Source organism: Amycolatopsis melonis (assembly GCF_040064235.1).
Taxonomy (GTDB): domain Bacteria; phylum Actinomycetota; class Actinomycetes; order Mycobacteriales; family Pseudonocardiaceae; genus Amycolatopsis; species Amycolatopsis melonis.
The window spans coordinates 100,883-124,308 of record NZ_JBDZYD010000022.1; the positions used below are offsets into that span (position 1 = coordinate 100,883).

Here is a 23,426-nt window from a genome sequence, read left to right on the forward strand (position 1 = left end):
CCGGGGCGTGTGCTGAAGGGCACCTTCCTTGCGTGTGACGCAAGGAAGGTGCCCTTCGTTACGCCAGACGCAAGCAAAGTGCCCTTCAGCCCAGCTCGGCCGTGAGCCAGGCGATTGCGTCCTGTTTGGACATTGCGCGCGCCTCGTCGTAGACCGCGTCGTACTCGGGCAATGCCGCGCGCAGCTCGTCGATCAGCACGCGCAGCTCGGGACTGCCGCGGTCGAGCCGCCCGCGGACGACGGCCGACAGCGCCAGCACCCTGGCCGCCGTCTCGTACCGGCCCTGCCGTCCACGCAGGATTGCCAGCAGTTCCACGACTCCCGCCATGTCCGGCATGTCACCGCGGCGGCTCGTCGCCTCGAGCGCGGCCGCCAGGTGTGGCTCGACCTCGTCGAGGCGGTCCTGGGCCAGCAGGACGCGGGCCTCGAAGCCGTGGATGAACTCGTCGCCGATGCCGCCGGGGAACCAGTCGTCGCCGCCCATCGCGATGACACGGTCGAGCAGCGCCCGCGCCTCGGCCGGTTGCCCGGTGCGCAGCAGCAGTTCCAGCCGTCCGAACATCAGGATGGCCCGGTGCTGCAGGTTCGTGATGTTCTCGCCGTAGCGCTCCGCCGCTTCCTGGTCGCGCCAGGCACCCTCGAAGTCGCCGGCCCGCGCCCGCTCGACGGCCAGCCGCCACCAGTGCTGCACGGCGTCCTCGTGCGACCGCAGCTCCATCGAGAGCGCGAGTCCCTCCTGGTAGCCCTCGATGGCCTTGGCGTGGTCGCCGTTCTGGGACAGCGCGTGCGCCTTGAAGCTCAGCGTCATCGCGATGCCCCAGCGGTCGCCGACCGCCTCGAAGCCGACGTGGGCCAGGTCGCGGGCCCGGTCCGCGCCCGCGACGTCGCCGACGTCGTCGAGCAGGAAGCTCTCCACCCAGTGGCCGCCGGCACGGATCCAGGTGTCGTCGCTGCTCTGGGCCCGCCGCACCTCGCGGACGGCGGTTTCGCGGTCGCCACCGAGGAACGCCAGCATCGGCAGCGCCACCGCGAGCCCGGCGTACCGCTCCACGGCCCTGGTGCGCACGCACTCGTCGACCAGCGCGAGGATTTCCGCCCGCTTCGCCCGCACCGGAACGTCGTCCATGAGGTGGACGAGCGCGCGGTAGGCGGCCGACACCGCGGGCGGCAGCCGGTCGCCGAACTCGAGTGTCTCGTGGATCAGCCCGCCGATCCGGGCGCCCTGGCCGAGAATGGTGAGGAACCAGAGCATCCCGTCCAGCAGCCCGACCGCATTGTCCACATCGGACATCTCGATCGCGCCGCGCAGGGCCGCGACCATGTTCGCGCTCTCGGTTTCGTACTGGTCGATCGCCCGCAGCTGCGCGGCGGTGCGCAGCGCCGGTTCCAGCCGCTGCGCCAGATCGGCGTAGTACGCGGCCATCGCGCGGCGCAGCCGGTCGTGCTCACCGGATTCGGCCAGCCGCTCGGTGGCGTAGGCCCGCAGCGTTTCCAGCATCCGGTAGCGCGGCTCGGCACCGCCGTCCACGACGTCCACAATGGACTTCTCGACCAGGCTGCCGAGGACGTACGGCACGTCGGACGCGGGCAGCAGCTCGTCCGCGCACACGGTCTCGATCGCCCCGAGGAGGGCACCGCCCGCGAACACCGAAAGCCGCCGGGCCAGCACCAGCTCGGCCTCGGACAGCAGGTCCCAGCTCCACTCCACCACCGCGCGCAGCGTCCGCTGCCGCGGCAGAGCCGTGCGGCTGCCGGAGGTGAGCAGCCGGAACCGGTCGCCGAGCCGGCCGGCGATCTGGGCGACGGTCATCGACCGCAGCCGCGCCGCGGCCAGCTCCAGCGCCAGCGGCATCCCGTCCAGCCGTCGGCAGATCTCGCCGACGTGGTCCACAGTGGACTCGTCGAGCACGAAGTCGGGCCGGACCGCGGCGGCCCGGTCGAGGAACAGCCGCGTCGAGTCCAGCTCGGCGGCTTCCGCGGGCGCGGCACGTTCCGCGGGCACCGGCAGCGGGCCGAGCGGGCACAGCGCCTCGCCGGTGATCGCGAGGGGCTCGCGGCTGGTGGCCAGGATCCGCAGCCGCGGCGCGCGCTGCAGCAGCTCGTCGGCCAGCGCCGCGGCCGCGTCGACGACGTGCTCGCAGTTGTCCAGCACCAGCAGCGCTTCCGCGCCGCCGAGCACCTCGACGGCCTGGGCCACCGGGTCCACCGGGCGGCGGCGGACCTCGGTTTCGGTGCGGATGTCGCGGACTTCGAGCGCGCCGAGCAGCGCGGCGGCGACGTCGCCGGCATCGCGGACGCCTGCCAGCGCGGCGAACCAGACGCGGCCCCGCTGGTGTGCGGGGTGCCGGGACGCCGCCTCGGTGGCCAGCCGGGTCTTGCCCGCCCCGCCGGGACCGGTCAGGGTGACCAGCCGGGCCCCGCCGAGCAGCTCGGCCAGCAGCTTGAGCTCGTCGTCCCGGCCGACGAACGTCGTCAGCCGCGTCGGCAGCCGGTCGGCGGGCGGCGGCGCGGGCGCGAACTCCCCGCGCAGCGCGGCGACGTGGATCTCCTGCAGCTCGGCCGACGGGTCGACGCCGAGCTGGTCGGCCAGGACGCGCCGGGTCTCGGCGTAGACGGCCAGCGCCTCCGACTGCCGACCGGCCGCGCAGAGCGCGCGGATCCGCAGCCCGGCCAGCCGCTCGCGCAGCGGGTCGGCTTCGGCCGCGGCGGACAGGTCGGCCAGTACCTCGGCGTGCTCGCCCAGCCGGATCAGTGCCTCGAACCGGTCTTCGGCCGCCTCGGCCCGCAGCTCGGTGAGCCGCCGGGCAGGCGCCGCCGCGAACGGCGCGTCGAGGACGTCGGCGAGCGCGGCGCCCTGCCACAGCCCGAGGGCTTCGGAGAGCAGTTCGGCGGCGTAGGCGTCCCGGCCCGCGGCCAGTTCGCGGCGGCCCTCGGCGGCGAGCCGTTCGAACCGCTCGGCGTCGACGTCGCCTGCCGTGACGGCCAGCCGGTAGCCACCCGGCCCGGATTCGACGGCCACCGGCAGCGCTTTCCGCAGCCGCGACACCAGCGACTGCAGGGCGTTGGCCGCGTCCGACGGCGGTTCGGTGCCCCACAGCCCGTCGATCAGCGTGTCGGCCGGGACGGCGCGCCCGGCGTCGAGTGCGAGCCTGGCCAGGAGCATGCGAAGGCGGGCACCGCCGATGTCGACCGGCGTGCCGTCGTCCTGCGCGGCCCGCAGCGGGCCCAGCAGCGCAATGCGCATGCGTCCAGCTTTCCAGACCGCGGCCCGGCGCCGGTCCGGGCCGACGGAAGTGCTGATTATCCGGACAAACGAGACAGACGTCTCCGATCCAGGCAGCCCTGCCGATACGTTGCGGAGCGAGGTCCATCCGACACGGACAGGAGCGGTTCATGAGGGGACAGAAACCGGTCGTGGTCGCGGCCGCCGTCGCCGCGAGTCTCTGCCTCGCCGCCGGTACCGCCGCGGCGGGCGACGGCTGGAGCCCGCGGCCCGGCAGCGACGGCGCCGGGGACAGCTACTACCCGCAGGACGGCAACGGCGGCTACGACGTCGCCGCCTACGACCTCAAGGTCACCTACGACCCCGCGTCGCACCAGCTCACCGGGAAGCAGGACATCACCGCGCGGGCAACCCAGCCGCTCAGCGCGTTCGACCTCGACCTGCACGGCCTGACCGTCGACTCGGTGCAGGTCGACGGCCGCGCCGCGACGTTCACCCGCACCGGCGACCACGAACTCGTCATCACGCCCTCGCGGGCACTGTGGCGCGGGCAGAACTTCCGGGTCACGGTCGCCTACCACGGCGTGCCCGCCCCCATCCAGGACCCGGCGCTGGGCGCGAACGGCTGGCAGTACGCCAAGGCGGGCGGCGCGTTCGTCGCGGGCGAGCCGAAGTCGGCGACCACCTGGTACCCGGTCAACGACACCCCGCTGGACAAGGCGACGTTCCGCCTCGCGATCACGGTGCCCGACGAGTGGGGCGTGATCGCCAACGGCCGCGAGCGCGGCACGGTCAAGGCACCCGGCGGCGGCACCACGCACGTGTGGGCCGAGGAAACGCCGGTCGTGCCGTACATGACGACGGTCGCGATCGACAAGTGGACCTTCGACCGGCGGCAGCGCGCCGACGGCACGCCGATCGTCAACGCGTTCGCCCCCGGCGTCCCCGACTCGGCGAAGCAGGCGGAGGCGCGCCTGCCGGAGATCCTCGACTTCCTCGAGTCGAAGTTCGGCCCGTACCCGATCGACGCGGCGGGCAGCATCTTCCTCAACGAGCAGATCGGTTTCTCGCTGGAGACGATGAGCCGTCCGATCTACTCGGCAGGCTGGGCAGGCACGGTGCCGACGATCGTCCACGAGAACGCCCACCAGTGGTACGGCGACTCGGTGGCGGTCTCGCACTGGCGCGACGTCTGCCTCAACGAGTGCTTCGCCTCATACGCCGAATGGCTGTGGGACGAGGCGAAGGAGGGCGTCGACCTGGACAAGCAGTACACCGAGAAGGTCAAGAAGGCCTCGACGGCGTTCTGGAACGGCAAGCTGTACGACATGGGTCCGGGCCACGAGTTCACGTACGTGTACTCCAAGGGCCCGCTGATGCTGCACGCGCTGCGCCACTACATCGGGCAGCAGGCGTTCGGCTTCGTGCTGAAGACGTGGCCGTCCCTGCACCGCGACGGGAACGCGAGCATGCAGCAGTTCCAGCGGTACACCGAGCTTGCCGCCCACCGCAGCCTGCAGGGCTTCTTCGACGCGTGGGTGTACGGCACGGGCAAGCCCGCCGGCCAGTACCTCTTCCCGGGTAGCCTCGGATCCGCCGCATGACTTCGGGAGGACGAGGTGGCCAGGGTGCTGATGACGGGATTCGCGCCGTTCGGCGGTGAGCGGGTGAATCCGTCGTGGCAGGCGGTGTCACTGGTGAGTGCGCGCCGGGACGACGTCACGGCGGTCGAGCTGCCGTGCGAGTTCGAGACGTCGCTGCCCGCCCTGCGGCGGGCGATCGAGGAGCACCGGCCGGATCTGGTGGTGTGCACGGGCCAGGCGGGCGGCCGCGCCGAGGTGACGCCGGAGCGGGTGGCGATCAACCTGGTCGACGCCCGCATCCCGGACAACGCGGGCGCCCAGCCGGTGGACATCCCGGTGGTCCCCGACGGCCCGGCGGCGTACTTCACAACGCTGCCGGTGAAGGCCTGCGTGGCGGCAATCCGAGCGGCGGGCGTGCCCGCGGCGGTGTCCCACACGGCGGGGACGTACGTGTGCAACCAGGTGTTCTACGGGCTGATGCACCTGCTGGCCACGGAGTTCCCGGGAGTACGCGGCGGTTTCGTGCACGTCCCGTTCAGCCCGGAGCAGGTGGCGGCGTCCGGCAAGACCGCACCTTCGCTGGGCGTGGACCGGATCGCGGACGCACTGGAAGCCGTGGCGGACACGGCATTGCGGGTCGCGGAGGACGTCAAGGTCAGCGGGGGCGCGGAACATTGAGAGATGTCCGGGCCAGGCCCGCAGCGGTCCTGCCGGTCGGCGTCACGGCTCTGCTGGCCGGTACTGGCCATCGCCGGAATCGCGCCCCGCGGCCGGATTCTGGCCGTCGCGTTCCTGCTGCCCGTCCTCCTCGTGGAGCCACTCGGCCTCGCCGGATCGATCCCGGCGCCGGTGCTGGTGACGACCCTGGTGTACGGGCTCGTCCAAGCCTGGATCACCTTCGCCGCCGGAGCCCGGCTGACCCACCGCTGACCGGCGCTCCCGTGATCTGACGCACACCGTCGGCAAACCTCTCTGTCGGGCGATCGAACGGTGTTTTCATGTCCGGACGCGCAGCCCGACGAAGAGGTGAACGATGATCGGATTCGAGACCGACCTGCAGGACCTGCGGGACTCGGCCGGAGCCCTCCAGGACGCCGCCGATGCCGCCGAGACCGCGTCGAACGGCTTGCGTGGCACCGATGTCCCCCTCTCGGTCGCCGGTGGCGGGATCCTCGGCAGCATGTTCCCCGCCGACAACGCCTTCGGCCGCACGCTCGGCATGCCGGCCGTCGCCGCGGCCTACAACGACCACCTCGCGAAGATCCAGAAGCTGGTCGCGCAGCTGCACCAGACCACTTCGGACACCAGCCACGCCCTGATGCGCGTCGCCGAGCTGTACGAGCAGGCCGACGAGGAGTCCAAGCAGCGCGTCCACCGCGCGGCCGCCGGCCTGGAAGGGAACTGAACACGTGGACGGCTACTTCGACACCGGCCTCGACGCCGAACCGATGTCCACGGGCGCGGACCGCCGCGCCGAGCTGCTCGAAGGCATCTCCGAGGACCTGAAGGACGGCGCGAACGACGCGCTGGACGCCATCGACGTGCTCCGGACCACCGAGTTCCTGCTCTTCGGCTTCGACGACTCCAACGAGAACGTCCGGAAGATGCAGGACGAGGTGGCCGGCATCTACCGCGAGTTCTCCGACGCCGACATCGACCACGACTCGACGTCCGGCCTGCAGAACCTGATCATGAAGCACGACGCCGTCTGGAAGCAGCTGCAACGCGAGTCGAAGCCGAAGCTCGACGACGCCCGGCAGTTCCTCGAGGTGTGGCGCGGCTCCGCGGCGAACGCCGTCAAGGCCTACCTGAACCAGCTGGCGGACGCCTTCACCGAGGTCGAAACCAAGATCACCGTGCTGGAAAGCGACGTCGTCGCCGCGCGCGAGGCCATCGCCTCGGCCCGGCAGGACCTGAGCAACCTCGGCACGACCTTCCTGGAGACCGCGAAGAAGTACAAGGAAGACCAGTCCCGCAAGCGCGAAGCGGCGATGTCGAAGGTGCTGGCGGCGACGTTCGCGGGCGCGGTCGCCGGCCTGCTCACCGTGGCCAGCGCCGGGGTCGCCGCCCCGGCGGGCGCCGCGGTCTTCACGATGGCCAACGGCGCGCTGGTGGCCGGGAACGCCGCCGGCGGCGCGATCAGCGCGATGGTGGCGAACAAGGCGGAGATCGCCGGCGACAACGCGTTCGACCTGTACCAGAGCTTCGTCGACAGCGCGGGCAAGATCCGCGACGGCGCGGCCGAAGCGGCCCAGACGCTGGCGAACCGCATCGGCGACGAAGCCGTCGACCTGCCCAAGATCCCCGACCCGCCGGACGTCAGCCCCGGTTCCAGCTTCGACCCGTCGAACTTCGAAACCGACCACACGTCGCGGCAGACGGAGAAGAACGTCCGCGACGCGAACGTCGACATCGCCCCCGACGGCGAGGTCTCCAGCGGCGCGACGCAGCCCGGGAGGATGGGTGGCTGACCGTCCGGCGAAACCGGACCGTGAAGCGCTGCTGGCCGAACTGTCCGCGCTGTCGGCGACGGCGACGTCCGCCGACGGCGCGGTCTCGCTGTCGGTCAACACCGACGGCGTGCTGACCCGGCTGCGGCTTTCCGACGCCGTCTCGCGGATGACGCCGCAGGAGATCGCGGACGCCGTCCTGCGCACCTACGTCGAGGCGCAACGCGAGTCGGCGAAGAAGACCGGGCAGCTGCTGGCGCCGCTGGGCACCACCGGCTACCTGATGGACCGGCTGCGCTGGCGGGTGCAGTTCGAGCCGGAACCGCCGCCGGTCACGGCCCCCGCCCCGGCGGCGCCGCGCGCGGAGCAGGACGGCAAGCTGCTCCGGGACCGGTCCGCGGAGGCCCCGGCCGAGGCGCCGCCGTCCGGGCCGGTCGCGGACGACGACTGGTACGCCGGCGGCATGCGCTTCGACAAGGCCTGGTGAGTCAGACCGGCTTGACTTCGTGGGTGAAGAAGGCGATCAGGTCCTGGTTGCCACGAGGTGGGCGCGCGATGAAGAGCGCGAACGCCCGGCGGTCGTCCGCGCCGAAGAGCACGATCGACGACCCCATGCCGGGGCCGGCGACGTACTTGCCGTGCAGCCCGCCGCCGTCCCAGGTGCCCCGCTCGATGGCGCCGCCTGGCGTGGGCAGCTTCGCGAGCGGTCCGAACTCTTCGACGGTTTCGCCCTGGTAATAGCCGACCGAGCCGCCCTCGATGTCGCACATGACCGCGATCCGGGCGCGCAGCAGCTGCCCGATGTGGTCGATTTCCCGGCAGGTGGCCCGATCCGCGACGGACCCGGCCAGGGAGCGCAGGCACGGGGTGAACCCGGCCCGGTCGCGCTCGGTCGTCTGCGTGCAGTCCGCCGCGGCCCGCGCGGCCTGGTCGCGGATGACGAACACGACGACGGTCGCCACGACGGCGGCGACCAGGAGCACGGCGAGCGCGAGGAACCAGGGCTTGCGTTTCCGGCGCGGTTCCGGCGCGGGCTGCGGCGGCCGGGCTTGCTGCTGCCACGGTTGCGGCCGAGGCGGCGTCGCGGGCGGGCGGACCGGCGCGAACGCGGGCACGGTGAGGTCGGAGCCGCCGAGCGGGACGTGGTGCAGTCCGAACGCGACGGCCGTCTCGGGCTGGTCCTGTGTGGTCGGCACGACGCCGAGCTGACGGCCGAGCAGCGTGGCCAGCAACGGCATCCGGCTCGGCCCGCCGACGAGGTAGATGCCGCCGAGCTGCGCGGGAGTCAGCCCGGCCCGCCGGATGGTGGCGCCGAGCAGTTCGGCGCTGCGCAGCAGGCTGGGCCGCACGAGCGCTTCGAGTTCGTCGCGGCTGACGAGAACGTCGCCGAAGGGCTCGGGCATCGGCACGTGGGTCTGGGCGTGCCGCGAGAGGCTTTCCTTGGCGTCGCGGACATCCTGCAGCAACGCCCGGCGCGTACGGCGGTCGGCGGTGGTCTGCGGCCGCAGCAGCCGTTGCCACTGCGCGGGATCGGCGTGCGACACGGACCGTCCGATGTGGACGAGCAGCGCCTGGTCGATGTCGAGGCTGCCGAGATCGGGCAGCCCGTCCTCGGCGAGCACGGCAAAGCCCTGCTGCGTCACCCCGACGACAGCGCAGTCGAAGGTGCCCGCCCCGAGGTCGTAGACACCGATGGGCCCGGCGTTCCGCCGCCCGAGCGAGGCATAGTGCGCGGCGGCGGCAACGGGTTCGGGAATCAGCCGGACATCGGCAAACCCGGCCTGCACGGCGGCGGCCCGCAGGATCTCCTGCCGGTCGGCGCCCCAGCCGGCGGGATGCGAAATCCGCGTCTGCGCGGCCGGCCGTCCCAGCTGCCGTCCGGCTTCCTCACCCACCCGGCGCAGGACGGCGGCGAAGGCGTCGGCGATCGGAACCTCGCTGTCCCCGAGCCGGAGAGTGCCTTCGTCGATCCGCCGCTTGGGACTGGCCTCGAACCGGCTGGGATCGAGCCGCGCCCGCCGTTCGGCGTCCTGCCCGACGACGAGCAGGCCGTCATCGCCGAGATAGACGGCGGAGGACATGGTGACCGACCCGTCGACCTCGATGGCCCGGGGCCCCCGCCCGAAGGCCGACAGCACCCCGACGGTGCTGGAAGTCCCGAAGTCGATCGAGAGCACGTCCACGCGGATTCCCCTCCCAAGGTCCGCGGGCATCGTCTCATGCGCCCGGAACGCCGAAGGGCGGCTCCCCGGAACCGGGGAACCGCCCTCCTGCTGCCTTACGAACCTGCCTTGCGAACCGGGATCAGTCGTTCTCGGCTTCGCCCTGCTCGTCGTGGCCCGCGCCGATGCTGACCGGCGGGGCGTCCGGGATCGACGACGGACGGCGCTCGCCACGGAACGTGAAGCGCGCCTGGTCGTCCTTGTCCTCGGGGTTGCCGCTCCAGCCCTCGACGTCGACCAGGATGATCTGGCCGGGCTCGACCTCGCCGAAGAGGATCTTCTCCGACAGCTGGTCCTCGATCTCGCGCTGGATCGTCCGGCGCAGCGGCCGGGCGCCGAGCACGGGGTCGAAGCCGCGCTTGGCCAGCAGCGACTTGGCCTTCGGCGTCAGCTCCAGCTCCATGTCCTTGGCCTTGAGCTGCGTCTCGACCCGGCTGATCATCAGGTCGACCATCTGGATGATCTGTTCCTGCGTCAGCTGGTGGAACACGATGATGTCATCGATCCGGTTCAGGAACTCCGGGCGGAAATGCTTCTTCATTTCCTCGTTGACCTTCTGCTTCATCTTCTCGTACCGCGAGCCCGTGTCGTTGGACGCGGCGAAGCCGAGCGAGACGGACTTCGAGATGTCCGACGTGCCCAGGTTGGACGTGAAGATGAGCACCGTGTTCTTGAAGTCGACCGTGCGGCCCTGACCGTCGGTCAGGCGGCCGTCCTCCAGCACCTGCAGGAGCGTGTTGTAGATCTCCTGGTGCGCCTTCTCGATCTCGTCGAACAGCACCACCGAGAACGGCTTGCGCCGCACCTTCTCGGTCAGCTGCCCGCCCTCTTCGTAGCCGACGTAGCCCGGAGGGGCACCGAAGAGCCGCGAAGCGGTGTAGCGGTCGTGGAACTCACCCATGTCGATCTGGATGAGCGCGTCGTCCTCGCCGAACAGGAACGAGGCCAGCGCCTTCGACAGCTCGGTCTTACCGACACCGGACGGGCCGGCGAAGATGAACGAGCCCGACGGGCGCTTCGGGTCCTTCAGGCCCGCCCGCGTGCGGCGGATCGCCTGCGAGACGGCCTTGACCGCGTCCTCCTGGCCGATGATGCGCTTGTGGAGCTCTTCCTCCATGCGCAGCAGCCGGGTGGTCTCCTCCTCGGTCAGCTTGAACACCGGGATGCCGGTCCAGTTGGCCAGCACCTCCGCGATCTGCTCGTCGTCGACCTCGGCGACGACGTCGAGGTCGCCGTCCTTCCACTGCTTCTCCCGCTCGCCCTTCTGGCCGAGGAGGGTCTTCTCCTCGTCACGCAGGCGGGCGGCCCGCTCGAAGTCCTGCGCGTCGATCGCGGACTCCTTGTCGCGGCGGACGTTGGCGATCTTCTCGTCGAACTCGCGCAGGTCCGGCGGCGCGGTCATCCGGCGGATGCGCATCCGCGCGCCCGCCTCGTCGATCAGGTCGATCGCCTTGTCCGGGAGGAACCGGTCGTTGATGTACCGGTCCGCCAGGGTCGCGGCGGCGACCAGCGCCGAGTCGGTGATCGAGACGCGGTGGTGCGCCTCGTACCGGTCGCGCAGGCCCTTGAGGATCTCGATCGTGTGCTCCAGCGACGGCTCGCCGACCTGGATCGGCTGGAACCGGCGCTCGAGAGCGGCGTCCTTCTCGATGTACTTGCGGTACTCCTCGAGCGTGGTCGCGCCGATCGTCTGCAGCTCACCGCGGGCGAGCATCGGCTTCAGGATCGACGCGGCGTCGATCGCGCCCTCGGCGGCACCCGCCCCGACCAGCGTGTGCAGCTCGTCGATGAACAGGATGATGTCGCCGCGGGTCTTGATCTCCTTGAGCACCTTCTTCAGGCGCTCTTCGAAGTCACCGCGGTAGCGCGAGCCGGCGACCAGCGAGCCCAGGTCCAGCGTGTAGAGCTGCTTGTCCTTGAGCGTCTCGGGCACCTCGCCCTTGACGATGCTCTGCGCCAGGCCCTCGACGACGGCGGTCTTGCCGACGCCGGGCTCGCCGATGAGCACCGGGTTGTTCTTCGTGCGGCGGGACAGCACCTGCATGACCCGCTCGATCTCCTTGCCGCGCCCGATGACCGGGTCGAGCTTGCCCTCGCGGGCGAGCACGGTCATGTTGCGGCCGAACTGGTCCAGGACCAGCGAAGACGACGGGGTGCCCTCACCGCGGCCGGAACCGGTTTCGGTGGACTCCTTGCCGCCCTGGTAGCCCGAGAGCAGCTGCAGCACCTGCTGGCGGACCCGGTTGAGGTCCGCACCCAGCTTGACCAGGACCTGCGCGGCGACGCCCTCGCCCTCGCGGATCAGGCCGAGCAGGATGTGCTCGGTGCCGATGTAGTTGTGGCCGAGCTGCAGCGCCTCGCGCAGCGACAGCTCCAGCACCTTCTTGGCACGCGGCGTGAAGGGGATGTGCCCGCTCGGGGCCTGCTGCCCCTGGCCGATGATCTCCTCGACCTGCTGGCGGACGCCCTCAAGCGCGATACCGAGCGACTCGAGCGCCTTGGCGGCGACACCCTCACCCTCGTGGATCAGACCCAGGAGGATGTGCTCGGTGCCGATGTAGTTGTGGTTGAGCATCCTGGCCTCTTCCTGAGCCAGGACGACCACCCGCCTCGCGCGGTCGGTGAACCTCTCAAACATGTGCACTCCCTCGACTGCTGCGCCGGCGGCCCGTTTCCATCGCGTGCTTTCACCCCGATGGATTCAGCACCGTGAGACCACTCTAGTAGCCAAGTCGTCGCGCTGGCGTACCACTACGGCTGTGTGCGGTCTTTTTCGCACCCGGACGTGGCGTCCGCCGGGTGCTTCCATCATCAGGTTGCCCTGCACCTTTACGTCAAGCACAACGTGCGGCCGGCCACCCGGATTCCGCCATCCGCGCCGTGTCCGCTCACCGCGAACAGTCCGCACCCTGGGAGTACCCACCCGATTGGCGGAGCCGCCGGAAGCCTGTAAGGTTAGGCACGCCTAATCCACTACGGCTGCGAGGAGGGCCGCGGTTGAGCCAGCAGCGGTCCTTCCGTGACGCACGCGAGGTCGGCGACGGCCTCGCGTCGTCGTTGCGGCGGGTCGCCGGCCGCCAGGAGCGCACCGAGCTGCGCCGCGACGTCCCGCCGGGCTGGATCCGCTGCTCGGAGCTGCTCGCGACCCCCGAGTACTTCGCCGAGTGGCGGGCACTGCTGGGCGACTGGCTGCTGCTGGAGCACGCATCGGCACCGCCCCGCACAACGGCCAGCTGGGTGATGACGTGGTACCTGCACATCCCGGCGTACGTGGGAGCGCTGCTGCTGCACCACGAGCGGCGGGTGCCGTCGCTGAAGCCGGCCGAGCTGGCGTTCCGCCTGTCGGAAGAGCGTCCCCACCCGGACGGCATGGCCCTCCTGGGTGACGCGTTCCACTGCCTCCCGACGGACCCGGGCTCGGCCCGCCCGGAGGCAACGGTGGTCCGCGACGAGCGAGCACTGGCGGCGGTGCTCCGAGCCCGCTACCTGGCCCACGCGGCCCAGTTCGTCAGGGCATACGCCCCGATCAGCAGGCTGGGCCGCCGAACCCTGTGGGCGGCGGCGACGGACGCACTGGAGAACTCCCTGTGGTGGGCGGGCCGCCAGGGCGGAACGGCGGAGTCGGAAGGCGCGGGCGTCGCGGACGCGGCCCTGGTGCTGGACACGAGGTACCCACCGCTGACGTCGGCATCGACACTCCGCCTGGAGGAGACCCCGGACGGCCACCGGCAGTGGGCGCGCCGCCGCGAGAGCTGCTGCTTCTCGTACCTGCTGCCTTCCGCCTCGGAGTGCGACGGCTGCCCGCGCACCTGCCCGCGGTAGCCGGCACGTTCCGCACTGTTGTCTCGCCCGATGCAGCGCTCGGATCGGGCCTGGCGAGGTGTCAGGTTCGCCGCGAGCAGGACCATCGGGGTCCCTCTCCGGGCAGGGTCCCGGCAAGCCTGCGCCTCCACGACATGAACGACTCGTTCCTGTCATCAGACGAGGTGAACGACTCGTTCATGACGTCCGGTCACCCCGCGGCACAGCGACTTCGCCGGCCCCCTGTCGCCCGACGACATCGCGGCGGCACGCCCTGGACCCCCGCAGGTCGCCGCACTCGCGCAGGAACGCCCCGGCCAACGGCTGCACCGAAGCCCGAGGGAAGCAGCCGCCGGCGTTCCCGATGGCCGCCGAGGGGACGCTGCCCCAGGTCCGGGCTCACCGAAGCCAGACCGCCGGCCCCACCTCGGAGCCCCACCCTTCCCTGGGGGCTGACCCCGGTCCAGTCTATCGCCGACCCCCGACCAACCGGCCGAATCACGACCCCACCGCAAGAGTTGTCCACAACCGAGACACCCTGTGGACAACCGGAGCGGAAACCTCAGGCCGGATCCCGCCCCGAAGCCCCCAGCGCCCGCGCCAGCGGCGGCGCGTCGGCAGGCACCTCGACGACCGGCCCGTAAACCCCCATCGCCCGCGCCTGCTCCCCCATCGCCACCGCGGCCTCGTACACCGCCGTCGCCGTCTCCGGCGGGCAACGGAGTTCCTGGCCGCTCGCCCGGGCCAGGTCCCAGCCGTGCAGGACGAACTCGCCGAGCACCATGTCGCCGACCATCGACGCCGGCATCGAGGCCGTGCCCAGCTTCGTCGTCCCCGACCACGCCGAGGCGGAGCCGAACACCTCCACCAGCGTCTCGGTCTGCTTCGAAAGCGCCGCGTACCAGTCGCCGGTCACCAGAGCCGACTCCGTCTCGCCCGCCTCAGGAGACGGCGGCTCCGCACGGCGGCCCGCCGCGATGAGCCACGGGCCCCAGTACAACAGGTGGTTCAGCAGCGCACGGACGTCGTAGCCGTCGCGTGGCGTCGGGGCGGTCAGGTCGTCGAGGGCGCCCGCGATCCGCAGGAACTCGGCCGCGGCGGGGCGGAGCAGCGAAGCAGTCATGCCGGTGATCCAAATCCGGCGCGTGCGTGTCGTCTTGAACGAACGCGACAGCTACCGTGACGGCCGTGGTGCACCGGATTCCGCGCGGGATCGTTGCCGAGGCCACCGCGCGCACGATGTTCACGCTGACCAGGTATCCGCCCGCGCCCGAACTGGCGGAGTTCGTCGACTACCACTGGGTGCTGCGCTGGGATCTGCGCGGCAAACCGCCCCACGAGCAGCGCGTGCTGCCGAACATCGCGGTCAACGTGACGTTCTTCCCCGGCGCTTCCGGCGTCTACGGCCCCGCCCGTGCCGTCTTTTCGCACCGCCTTGCCGGGCGCGTCCACGGCCTCGGCGCGCGTTTCCGGCCCGGTTGCTTCCGCGCGTTCCTCGACGGCCCGGTCGGTGACATCGCCGACCGGGCTGTCCCGCTCGCGGACGTTTTCGGACCTGCGGGTCCGCAGGCCGCGGAATCGGTGCGCACGGCGGCCGGGGACGCGGAAATGGTGCGTGCGATCGACAACTTGCTGATCGCAAAACCTCGGGTCCTCACCCCGGCCGCGCGGCTGGCCGCGGCGGCCGTCGAACAAATCGCGCGTGATCCGGGAATTATCCGGGTGGCGCAACTGTGCGCGGATACTGGACTGACCACCCGCTCCCTCCAGCGGTTGTTCGCCGAACACGTCGGTTGCCCGCCCAAGTGGGCGATCCGGATATACCGCCTCAACGACGCTGCGCAACAGCTCGGCGCCGGGACATCTCCGGATTACGCCGGTCTGGCGGTTCGGCTGGGCTATAGCGACCAGTCGCACTTCATCCGCGATTTCCGGACGGTGACCGGCCAGTCGCCCGGCGAGTACGCGCGGACGGCTCGCACGCCCGCCGGACCGGACAGGAAGTGGACATGAAGAAAGCCGCCGGGCGAATTCCGCCCGGCGGCCACCACCGAAACCTCGCCGCTGGTCAGCGGCCTGCCGCCGCCGTCACGACGGCGGCGTGAACCGTCTTCAGTTCTTCTTGTGGTACGCCTCGACGACCTCGGAGGGGATCCGGCCCCGGTCCGAAACCGCGTAACCGTTCTTGCGCGCCCACGCCCGAATGGCCTGGTTCTGCTCGCGGTCGACGGCGGCCGGACGGGCCGAACCCTTACCCGCGACCGGGCGCACGGAAGCGCGCTTGCGGCCACCCGCACGACGCGCGTGCTCGACATACTGGGCGAGAGCGTCCCGCAGCTCCTCGGCGTTTTCCGAGGAGAGGTCGATCTGGTAGCTGACGCCGTCCAAACCGAACTCGACGGTCTCTTCCGCCTCGCTGCCGTCGAGGTCGTCGACCAGCGAGACGAGCACTTTCTGTGCCATCCGATTCCTCCTGCGGGGCTTACTCAATGATCTGGTTACGGGGCGAGCCCCGGGGACAGAAGACTTTGCCTAGAACATTAGTACCCGCTTCCGGAGGGCAACGCAAATCTCATTGCCATAACCGGCGGCTATCCTCACACGGCCGGGTTATTCGGGACGCACCAGCGGGAAGAGGATCGTCTCGCGGATACCGAGGCCGGTCAGCGCCATGAGGAGCCGGTCGATCCCCATTCCGACGCCGCCGCTCGGCGGCATTCCGTACTCCAGGGCACGGAGGAAATCCTCGTCCAGCTGCATGGCTTCGCTATCGCCCTGCGCGGCCAGCAGGGACTGTTCGGTGAGCCGTTCCCGTTCGACGACCGGATCGACCAGCTCGGAGTATCCGGTGGCCAGTTCGAATCCGCGCACGTAGAGGTCCCACTTCTCGGCCACGCCGGGCCGCGAGCGGTGCTGCCTGGTCAATGGCGAGGTCTCCAGCGGAAAATCACGGACAAACGTCGGTGCGTGCAGGTGATCTCCGACGAGGTGTTCCCACAGTTCCTCGACCAGCTTCCCGTGCCCGAGCTTCGGATCCACTTCCAGGCCCCTGGCCTGCGCGAATCCGAGCAGTTTGGCGGCGGGCGTCTCCGGCGTGACCTCTTCGCCGAGGGAATCGGACAACGACTCGTACATTCCGAGCGTGGTCCATTCGCCGGACAGGTCGTACTCCGAACCGTCGGGCAGCGTGACGACCAGCGTGTCCAGCACCGTCTGCGCGGCCTCCTGGATCAGCTCCCTGGTCATCACCGCGTTGGTGTCGTACGTGGCGTAGGCCTCGTAGTACTCCAGCATCGCGAACTCCGGCGAGTGCGACGAGTCGCTGCCCTCGTTGCGGAAGTTGCGGTTGATCTCGAAGACCTTCTCGATGCCGCCGACGACGCAGCGCTTGAGGTACAGCTCCGGCGCGATGCGCAGGAACAGCTCCATGTCGAACGCGTTGGAGTGCGTGACGAACGGGCGGGCCGCGGCACCGCCGTGCAGCGTCTGCAGCATCGGCGTCTCGACCTCGGTGAACCCGCGGCGGTGGAACGACTCGCGCAGCGACCGCACGACGCCGGCGCGCGTGCGCACGACGTCGCGCGCGCGCGGGCGCATGATGAGGTCGACGTAGCGCTGCCTAATGCGCGTTTCCTCCGCGAGGTCCTTGTGGGCGTTCGGCAGCGGGCGCAGCGCCTTCGACGTCAGCCGCCAGCCCTCGGCCAGCACGGACAGCTCGCCACGCTTGGACGTGATGACCTCGCCCTGCACGAAGACGTGGTCGCCGAGGTCGACGTCGGACTTCCACGCCGCGAGCGCGTCTTCGCCGACCTTCGCCAGGCTGATCATGGCCTGCAGTTCGGTGCCATCACCCTCACGGAGGGTCGCGAAGCACAGTTTGCCCGTATTGCGCAGAAACATCACCCGGCCGGTGACACCGACCTGCTCACCGGTGGCGGTGTCGGCGGGCAGCCCGGAATGCGCGGCGCGCACTTCGGCGAGCGAGTGCGTGCGGGGCACCTCGACCGGATACGGATCGATCCCCTCGGCGAGGATCCGGTCGCGCTTCTCCCGGCGCACCCGCATCTGCTCGGGCAGTTCGTCTTCGGCGGGCACGCTGGTGGAAGCGGGGTTTTCGGTCATGGCCCATAGGGTACGAACCCCGCTCGGCGCTACGCCAACCGGATTACCTTTTCCTTTCCGGCGATTAACCCCGGCGCCCGTGACCGGCACCACACCCGGGGCCTGGCCAACCGCCGCCGTAACGTCTTGAATGACTCATTCATGTCCTCGGATGACATGAATGAGTCATTCAAGACGTCCGAAGCGGCCCGGGACTCAGGAACGGATGTTGCGCTCGAACACCAGCCGCAGCCCGAGCAACGTCAAATCCGGAACGTGCTCGGTGATCGTCTCCGACTCGCCGAGCACCAGCGGCGCCAAACCACCCGTGGCCAGCACCGCCACCGGTTCCGTCCCGTCCGGGGAAAGCTCGCGGACGATCCGCCGCACCAGCCCGTCCACCTGGCCGGCGAACCCGTAGAGGATTCCCGACTGCAGGCATTCCACGGTGTTCTTGCCGATCACCGACCGCGGGGGCACCAGCTCGACCTTCCGCAGCGCCGCCGCGCGCAGGGCGAGCGCGTCCACCGAGATCTCGATTCCCGGCGCGAACGCCCCGCCCAGGAACTCGCCGCGGGCGGAGATCGCGTCGACGTTCGTCGACGTGCCGAAGTCGACCACCACGCACGCCGTGCTGTGGAGGTGGTGCGCGGCCAGCGTGTTCACCAGCCGGTCCGCGCCCACCTCCTTCGGGTTGTCCACCAGCAGCGCCACGCCCGTGCGGACGCCCGGCTCGACGACGATCTTCGGCACCTTCGCGTAGTAGCGCGAAAGCATCACCCGCAGCTCCCGCAGCACCGCAGGCACCGTCGACAGCGCGCTGATCCCGGTCACCTCGTCCGCGTGCGGGCCGAGCAGGCCGCGGACCGTCAGCGCCAGCTCGTCGGCCGTCATGCGCGCGTCGGTGCGCATCCGCCAGTCGCCGACCAGCGACCTGCCGGACCACAGCCCCAGCACGATGTTCGTGTTGCCGACGTCGACGGTGAGCAGCAAGCGGGTCAGCTTTCCGCGTGCAGCAGCGCGTCGAGGCGGCGCGCGTCGGCCGTTTCGGCGACCGGGAACACCGCCGTGTCGTCCTCCGGCGGCAGCGTCACCGTGCCGGACAGCAGCCCCGAACCCTCCGGCGCGTGGCCGGGGTCGGCGTAGCGGTGGACGATCCGGTTGTCGGCGTCGACGAACACCACGCGCGGCTGGTACGTCGCGGCCTCGGCGTCGTCCATCTGGCCGTAGGAAATGAGGATCACCAGGTCACCGGGGTGCACCAGGTGCGCCGCGGCGCCGTTGATGCCGAGCACGCCGCTGCCGCGCTCGCCCTTGATGACGTAGGTCTCCAGCCGCGCCCCGTTGGTGACGTCCACAATGGACACCTGTTCCCCCGGCAGCAGGTCCGCGGCCTCCATCAGGTCCTCGTCGACCGTCACCGAGCCGACGTAGTGCAGGTCGGCCTGGGTCACGGTGACCCGGTGGATCTTCGACTTCAGCATCGTGCGGTACATCGTGGACTCCTATTCCCCTGCGTCCAGCCGTTCCGGGTGCTCGACGGCCTTGCCGAGCAGCACCGGGACGTTGTCGATCAGCCGGGTGCTCCCCACCCGCGCGGCGATCAACAGTCGTGCCTCACCGTCGACGGGCGCGGGCCCGAGGTCGGTTCCCCTCAACTCCAGGTAATCCACCTCGACCGCCGGCCGGGCGGCGAGGGTCTTCCACGCGGTCTCCAGGACCGCCTCCGCGCCGTCGCGCCCGACGAACGCCCCCGCGGTGAGGGCGGCCGACAGGACGATGGCGTCTTCGCGCTGCTCCGGCGTCAGGTAGACGTTGCGCGAGGACAACGCGAGCCCGTCGCGCTCGCGCACGGTCGGCACGCCGATGACGCGCGTGTCGATGTTCAGGTCGCGCACCATCCGCTTGATCAGTACCAGCTGCTGGTAGTCCTTTTCGCCGAAGAACGCGTAGTCCGGACGGAGCAGGTTGAACAGCTTCGCGACCACGGTGAGCACGCCGGCGAAGTGGCCGGGCCGGGCCGCGCCCTCCAACTCGTCGCCGAGCGGGCCCGGGTGCACGGTCACCGCGGCACCTTCGGCGTACAGCGCGTCCGCGCTCGGCGTGAACGCGATTTCGACGCCGTCCTCGCGGAGGATGTCGAGATCGGCTTCCAGCGGCCGCGGGTACGCCTCGAAGTCCTCGCCCGCGCCGAACTGCAGCGGGTTGACGAAGATCGAGGTGGCCACGACGGCGTTCGGCAGCCGCTTCGCGCGGCGGATCAGCTCGCGGTGCCCGGCGTGCAGCGCGCCCATGGTCGGCACGAGCGCGAGCTTGCGGCCGACGCCGTGCAGCGCCCGGCTGACCTGGCTCACGTGCTCGGGCGAGGCGAACGCGTTCAGCGTGCCGCGGCTGAATTTCGGTGTGGTCACTGGTCTTGGTGCCCTTCGGCGGAATCGTCGAGGAGTTCGGTGAGGTCCTTGGCGGCGGCGGTGTCCTGCAGCACGCCTGCCGCCAGGGAACGCGCCACCGTGCGCCTGGCCAGCGCGCGGTAGGCCGGTGTCACGTCCGGCGCCCGGTCCGCCAGCACCGCGAGGTGCTTGCGGACGGTGCCGACGTCACCACGGGCGACCGGGCCGGTGAGCGCGCGGTCGCCGTGCCGCAGCACATTATCCAACGCCGCCGAAAGCAGCGGTGCGACCAGGCGTTCGGATTGCCCGATTCCCGCGTCCCGCAGGACTTCCGCGCAGTCGGCGACCAGTGTCATCAGGTGGTTCGCGCCGTGGGTCAACGCAGCGTGGTAGAGCGCTCGCGCGGAGTCGGGGACCCGCACGGGTTCGGCTCCCATCTCGACGGTCAGTGCTTCGCCGACGTTCCAGGCCGCCTCGTCGTCGGTGGCCGCGGTGACGCCGATGCTGCACGCGGCCAGCCGTTCGAGGTCCTCCTCGCGGCCGGTGAACGTCATCACCGGGTGCAGCGCGAGCGGCAGCGCCCCGAGTTCCGCCGCGGGTGCGAGCACGTCGATGCCGTGCGCGCCCGAGGTGTGCACCACGATCTGCCCGGCCCGCAGCGAACCGGTCGCGGCGAGCCCGCGGACCGTGCCGGCCAGCGCGTCGTCGGGAATGGCGAGCAGCACCAGGTCCGCCCGGCGGACGGTTTCGTCGGGCGGCAGGAGTGGCACGTCGGGGAGGAGGCGTTCGGCCCGCGCGAGCGACGCGGCGGACAGGCCGGAGGCGGCGACCACGGTGTGCCCCGCCCTGGCCAGCGCGGCGCCGAGCACGCTGCCCACCCGGCCGGCGGACACCACGCCGACCGCGAGGCGGGCGGGCCTCATCATGGCGTGCGCCTGTGGACGCTCATGGTTGGCAGACTCCCTCTGCATCTCGTTCCAGTCCCGCTCCGGGTACCGGACGAACGGCGCGAGACTAACTCGATTAAGCGCGAACCGTTGAGCCCGGGTGACCAGCTTCACCCGGACCGGGTCACCCGCGGGCGGCCTCTTCGGCGAGGCGCGTCGCCTCCGCGCGGGCGGCCTTCAACGTCTCCAGCAGCTCCCGCTGGCGCTGCCGGTCGGCGTGGCTGCGCAGCTGGTGCCGGTCGAGGAAGGCGAGTTCGGTGACGCTGGCCTGGTACACGGCGACGGCCTTCGCGGCCTGCTTCCCGGACTGGCGTTTCGCCTGACGCCGCCAGGCCCGCCGGCCGGACAGGCTGGCCAGCAGGTCGACCTCCGAAGGCGCGATCCACCGCGCCGCGGCCATGTGCGGCAGGGCAGCGGCGATGATCCGCTGCTCACGGCGGCGTTGCAACACGATCAGGTACACGACCCCGAGGAACAGCGGCACCATGATCAGGAAGTAGACGGTGAGGAACTTCGACCCGCCGAGCAGCGCGGCGCTGTTCCACAGGGCGTGCAGGCAGACGGCGGCCAGGTACCCGGCCAGCGGCGCGACGACCTTCAGCGCCTTGGTGGTGGTCCGCGCGGCAATCCCGATCCCGATACCGGTCAGCACGGCGAACAGCGGATGCGTGAACGGCGCGAGCACACCCCGCAGGAAGAACGCGGTGATGACGCCCTGGCTGTGCCCGTCCCCGAAGCCGTAGTCGGCGAAGGCGCGCCCGAAGTAGTAGATGTTCTCGGTGAAGGCGAACCCGGCGGCGCTGAAACCGGCGTAGACGACCCCGTCCACGACGCCGTCGAACTCACTGGAGCGCCGCCAGAGGATGAGGACGACGAAGAGCGCCTTCGCGGCCTCCTCGACAACGGGTGCCGAGACGAGCGCGGCGAGGGTGTTGCCGTTGCCGCTGCCGAGCAGCTCGTCCCCGACCGCCTCGGCGGTGGTGTTGATGAGCAGCGCGGTGATCGTGGCAATGCAGGCGCCCCAGGCAAAGGCGAGCAGCAGGAACTTCGCGGGCTCGGGCTCCCACCGGTCGACCCAGAGGAAACCGGCGACGACACCGGCGACCGGCACGAGCGCGGCGAGAACCCCGATGGTGACGGCGAGCGGCCCGACCCGCGCGGTGGCGAGGCCGAACAGGAACAGGCCGCACAGGGCCACCACGATCAGCCCGAGCACCGGCAGCAGCACGGTGATCCGGCGAGGCCGCCGTCCGCGATCCAGCCCCGTCGCGGGCGAGAGGGTTCCGCTCACAGCCGGTCACCCTACGCAGAGGGCGTGGGAAGAGGAACGCCACCTCGGTGTTGCTCCGGCTGCCTCGGGACTCCGCCGCCGCGCTCCTCCACGTGCTTCGGGGGCTCCGCTGCTCCGCTCCTCCGGCTGGCCCGCTCCTCCGGCTGCCGCGGCGGCTCCGCTGCTCCGGCTGGCCCGCTCCTCCGCGCGCCCGCCCTCGGCTCTCCTGCGCGCCCGAGCGCCCCAAAGTGGCGTTCGGTGCGTCTGGGGCACCCAATGTGGCGTTCGGTGCGTCCCGCGCAACCAAAGTGGCGTTGGTTGCGTCCCGAGCGCCCCAATGGGGTTGTTTCATCGTGGTTTGTGCTGGTGAGGGGTGTTGGGTGGGTGGTGGTTTGCCTGTGGTGGCAAGGAGGGGTGTTGGGACCGGTGTGGGTGGTGCTGGGGATGGGTGAAGCCCTCGGCAAGATCGAGATGTGAGTCAACAACCCGCCGAGGGCTTCGAGGCCCTTTCCTACCAGGTGGTTCTTCCGCTCTCGCGGTCGACCCTGCGGATGCTGGCCGAGCTGATCGGTGCCCACCGCCGCCGGTTGCGGTCCCGCTGGCGTAAGGCCACTCCCGCCGGGCAGGCACTGGTCGTGCTGGCTGTGCTGCGCCACGACCCGCGCCTGGCCCACCTCGGAGCCGGTATGGGAGTCTCCGCCGCCACGGTGCGCCGCTGGGTGCTGGAAGCGATCGCCCTGCTCGCCGCCCGCGCCACCCACCTGCACCGGGTCCTGCGCCGCCACGCCCGCGCGGGCGGGCAGGTGGTGCTGGTGGATGGCACCCTGATCCGGACCCGTCGCCGCACCGGCACGCACAACCGGGCCCACTACAACGGCAAACACAAACACCACGGCCTGGTTGTGCTCGCCCTGACCGACGAACACGGCCGGCTGTTATGGATCTCCCCGGCCCTGCCGGGCCGCACCGCCGACATCACCGCCGCCCGCCGGCTACGCATCCGCGAACGGCTCCACGTCCACGGCCTGACCCCGGCCGCAGACAAAGGGTTCCACGGCTGGCACAAAGACATCCGCACCACCCGTGACTGCCGCCGCTGCGGCGGAGCGTGTGAGCAGGTTGTGCTCACGCCTTACAAGGCCGAAGCCCGCCGGCCGCTGACGAAAGCGCAGAAGCAGGCCAACGCGGTGTTCTCGGCGATGCGGTGCGCGGTTGAGGGCGGCTTCGCTGCCCTCAAACACTGGCACATCCTCGACACTCTCCGCCTGCACCCCCGCCACGCCACCACCCTGCTGCGCGCCCTGCTCGTGCTCACCCAGCACGAACAACACGCCCGCGACACTGCCCAACCAAGCCCGGCCTGACCACTACCACACCCAGCCAACACAGCCTGACCAGCACAAACCAAGATGAAACAACCCCAATGTGGCCTTCGGTGC

General features: G+C 70.8%; 20 protein-coding genes. 9 read left to right on the plus strand and 11 right to left on the minus strand.

Annotated features, from left to right (window positions below; genetic code table 11):
- Nucleotides 1–85: 85 nt before the first annotated feature.
- Nucleotides 86–3,244 carry an AfsR/SARP family transcriptional regulator gene (locus ABJI51_RS42195; protein WP_348956824.1) on the minus strand — a complete coding sequence of 1,053 codons (3,159 nt, stop codon included), beginning with the start codon at nt 3,242–3,244 and terminating at the stop codon, nt 86–88.
- A 149-nt stretch (nt 3,245–3,393) separates the two neighbouring features.
- Between ABJI51_RS42195 and ABJI51_RS42200 the strand changes: the two genes are divergently transcribed.
- From ABJI51_RS42200 to ABJI51_RS42225, 6 genes are all read left to right on the plus strand, one after another.
- Nucleotides 3,394–4,827, plus strand: coding sequence for a M1 family metallopeptidase (locus ABJI51_RS42200; protein WP_348956825.1), 1,434 nt, complete (start codon nt 3,394–3,396; stop codon nt 4,825–4,827).
- Between the two features lie 15 nt (nt 4,828–4,842).
- A complete protein-coding gene (gene pcp / locus ABJI51_RS42205; RefSeq protein WP_348956826.1) occupies nt 4,843–5,484 on the plus strand; it encodes a pyroglutamyl-peptidase I in 642 nt (213 codons plus the stop codon).
- Between the two features lie 3 nt (nt 5,485–5,487).
- Nucleotides 5,488–5,736, plus strand: a complete 249-nt coding sequence (locus ABJI51_RS42210) for a hypothetical protein (RefSeq protein ID WP_348956827.1) — start codon at nt 5,488–5,490, stop codon at nt 5,734–5,736.
- Between the two features lie 103 nt (nt 5,737–5,839).
- On the plus strand, nt 5,840–6,211 hold the full coding sequence (locus tag ABJI51_RS42215; RefSeq protein WP_348956828.1) for a hypothetical protein: 372 nt from the start codon (nt 5,840–5,842) through the stop codon (nt 6,209–6,211).
- 4 nt (nt 6,212–6,215) lie between these two features.
- The gene (locus ABJI51_RS42220) at nt 6,216–7,277 is read left to right on the plus strand and encodes a hypothetical protein (RefSeq protein ID WP_348956829.1); all 1,062 of its coding nucleotides are present in this window, start codon (nt 6,216–6,218) and stop codon (nt 7,275–7,277) included.
- A complete protein-coding gene (locus ABJI51_RS42225; RefSeq protein ID WP_348956830.1) occupies nt 7,270–7,743 on the plus strand; it encodes a YbaB/EbfC family nucleoid-associated protein in 474 nt (157 codons plus the stop codon). The genes ABJI51_RS42220 and ABJI51_RS42225 overlap by 8 nt, the downstream gene beginning before the upstream one ends.
- A gap of 1 nt (nt 7,744) precedes the next feature.
- Here ABJI51_RS42225 and ABJI51_RS42230 read toward each other — a convergent pair whose 3' ends face one another.
- The gene (locus tag ABJI51_RS42230; protein ID WP_348956831.1) at nt 7,745–9,439 is read right to left on the minus strand and encodes an Hsp70 family protein; all 1,695 of its coding nucleotides are present in this window, start codon (nt 9,437–9,439) and stop codon (nt 7,745–7,747) included.
- A gap of 121 nt (nt 9,440–9,560) precedes the next feature.
- A complete protein-coding gene (locus ABJI51_RS42235) occupies nt 9,561–12,116 on the minus strand; it encodes an ATP-dependent Clp protease ATP-binding subunit (protein ID WP_348956832.1) in 2,556 nt (851 codons plus the stop codon).
- A 359-nt stretch (nt 12,117–12,475) separates the two neighbouring features.
- Between ABJI51_RS42235 and ABJI51_RS42240 the strand changes: the two genes are divergently transcribed.
- On the plus strand, nt 12,476–13,300 hold the full coding sequence (locus ABJI51_RS42240) for a (2Fe-2S)-binding protein (RefSeq protein WP_348956833.1): 825 nt from the start codon (nt 12,476–12,478) through the stop codon (nt 13,298–13,300).
- Nucleotides 13,301–13,841: 541 nt separating this feature from the next.
- On the opposite strand, the gene ABJI51_RS42245 is transcribed toward ABJI51_RS42240, so the two are convergent.
- A complete protein-coding gene (locus tag ABJI51_RS42245; RefSeq protein ID WP_348956834.1) occupies nt 13,842–14,402 on the minus strand; it encodes a TIGR03086 family metal-binding protein in 561 nt (186 codons plus the stop codon).
- Nucleotides 14,403–14,467: 65 nt separating this feature from the next.
- Here ABJI51_RS42245 and ABJI51_RS42250 point away from each other — a divergent pair, with 65 nt between their 5' ends.
- Nucleotides 14,468–15,292, plus strand: a complete 825-nt coding sequence (locus ABJI51_RS42250) for an AraC family transcriptional regulator (protein WP_348956835.1) — start codon at nt 14,468–14,470, stop codon at nt 15,290–15,292.
- Nucleotides 15,293–15,391: 99 nt separating this feature from the next.
- Here ABJI51_RS42250 and ABJI51_RS42255 read toward each other — a convergent pair whose 3' ends face one another.
- From ABJI51_RS42255 to ABJI51_RS42285, 7 genes are all read right to left on the minus strand, one after another.
- Nucleotides 15,392–15,742, minus strand: a complete 351-nt coding sequence (locus ABJI51_RS42255) for a histone-like nucleoid-structuring protein Lsr2 (RefSeq protein ID WP_285457772.1) — start codon at nt 15,740–15,742, stop codon at nt 15,392–15,394.
- Between the two features lie 147 nt (nt 15,743–15,889).
- Nucleotides 15,890–17,401: a lysine--tRNA ligase gene (lysS, locus tag ABJI51_RS42260; RefSeq protein ID WP_348956836.1), complete on the minus strand. Its 1,512-nt coding sequence runs from the start codon at nt 17,399–17,401 to the stop codon at nt 15,890–15,892.
- Between the two features lie 195 nt (nt 17,402–17,596).
- Entirely contained in the window at nt 17,597–18,373 is a 777-nt protein-coding gene (locus ABJI51_RS42265) for a type III pantothenate kinase (RefSeq protein ID WP_348956837.1), read from the minus strand.
- A gap of 5 nt (nt 18,374–18,378) precedes the next feature.
- Nucleotides 18,379–18,876: an aspartate 1-decarboxylase gene (gene panD, locus ABJI51_RS42270; protein ID WP_348956838.1), complete on the minus strand. Its 498-nt coding sequence runs from the start codon at nt 18,874–18,876 to the stop codon at nt 18,379–18,381.
- Nucleotides 18,877–18,885: 9 nt separating this feature from the next.
- Nucleotides 18,886–19,791 (minus strand): pantoate--beta-alanine ligase, encoded by a 906-nt coding sequence (gene panC / locus ABJI51_RS42275; RefSeq protein ID WP_348956839.1) that lies wholly within the window; start codon nt 19,789–19,791, stop codon nt 18,886–18,888.
- Entirely contained in the window at nt 19,788–20,741 is a 954-nt protein-coding gene (locus tag ABJI51_RS42280; protein ID WP_431605720.1) for a Rossmann-like and DUF2520 domain-containing protein, read from the minus strand. Before ABJI51_RS42280 ends, panC begins: the two co-directional genes overlap by 4 nt.
- Before the next feature lie 100 nt (nt 20,742–20,841).
- Nucleotides 20,842–21,945, minus strand: coding sequence for a PrsW family intramembrane metalloprotease (locus ABJI51_RS42285; protein WP_348956843.1), 1,104 nt, complete (start codon nt 21,943–21,945; stop codon nt 20,842–20,844).
- Nucleotides 21,946–22,460: 515 nt separating this feature from the next.
- Between ABJI51_RS42285 and ABJI51_RS42290 the strand changes: the two genes are divergently transcribed.
- A complete protein-coding gene (locus ABJI51_RS42290; RefSeq protein ID WP_348948736.1) occupies nt 22,461–23,351 on the plus strand; it encodes a transposase family protein in 891 nt (296 codons plus the stop codon).
- Nucleotides 23,352–23,426 lie beyond the last annotated feature (75 nt).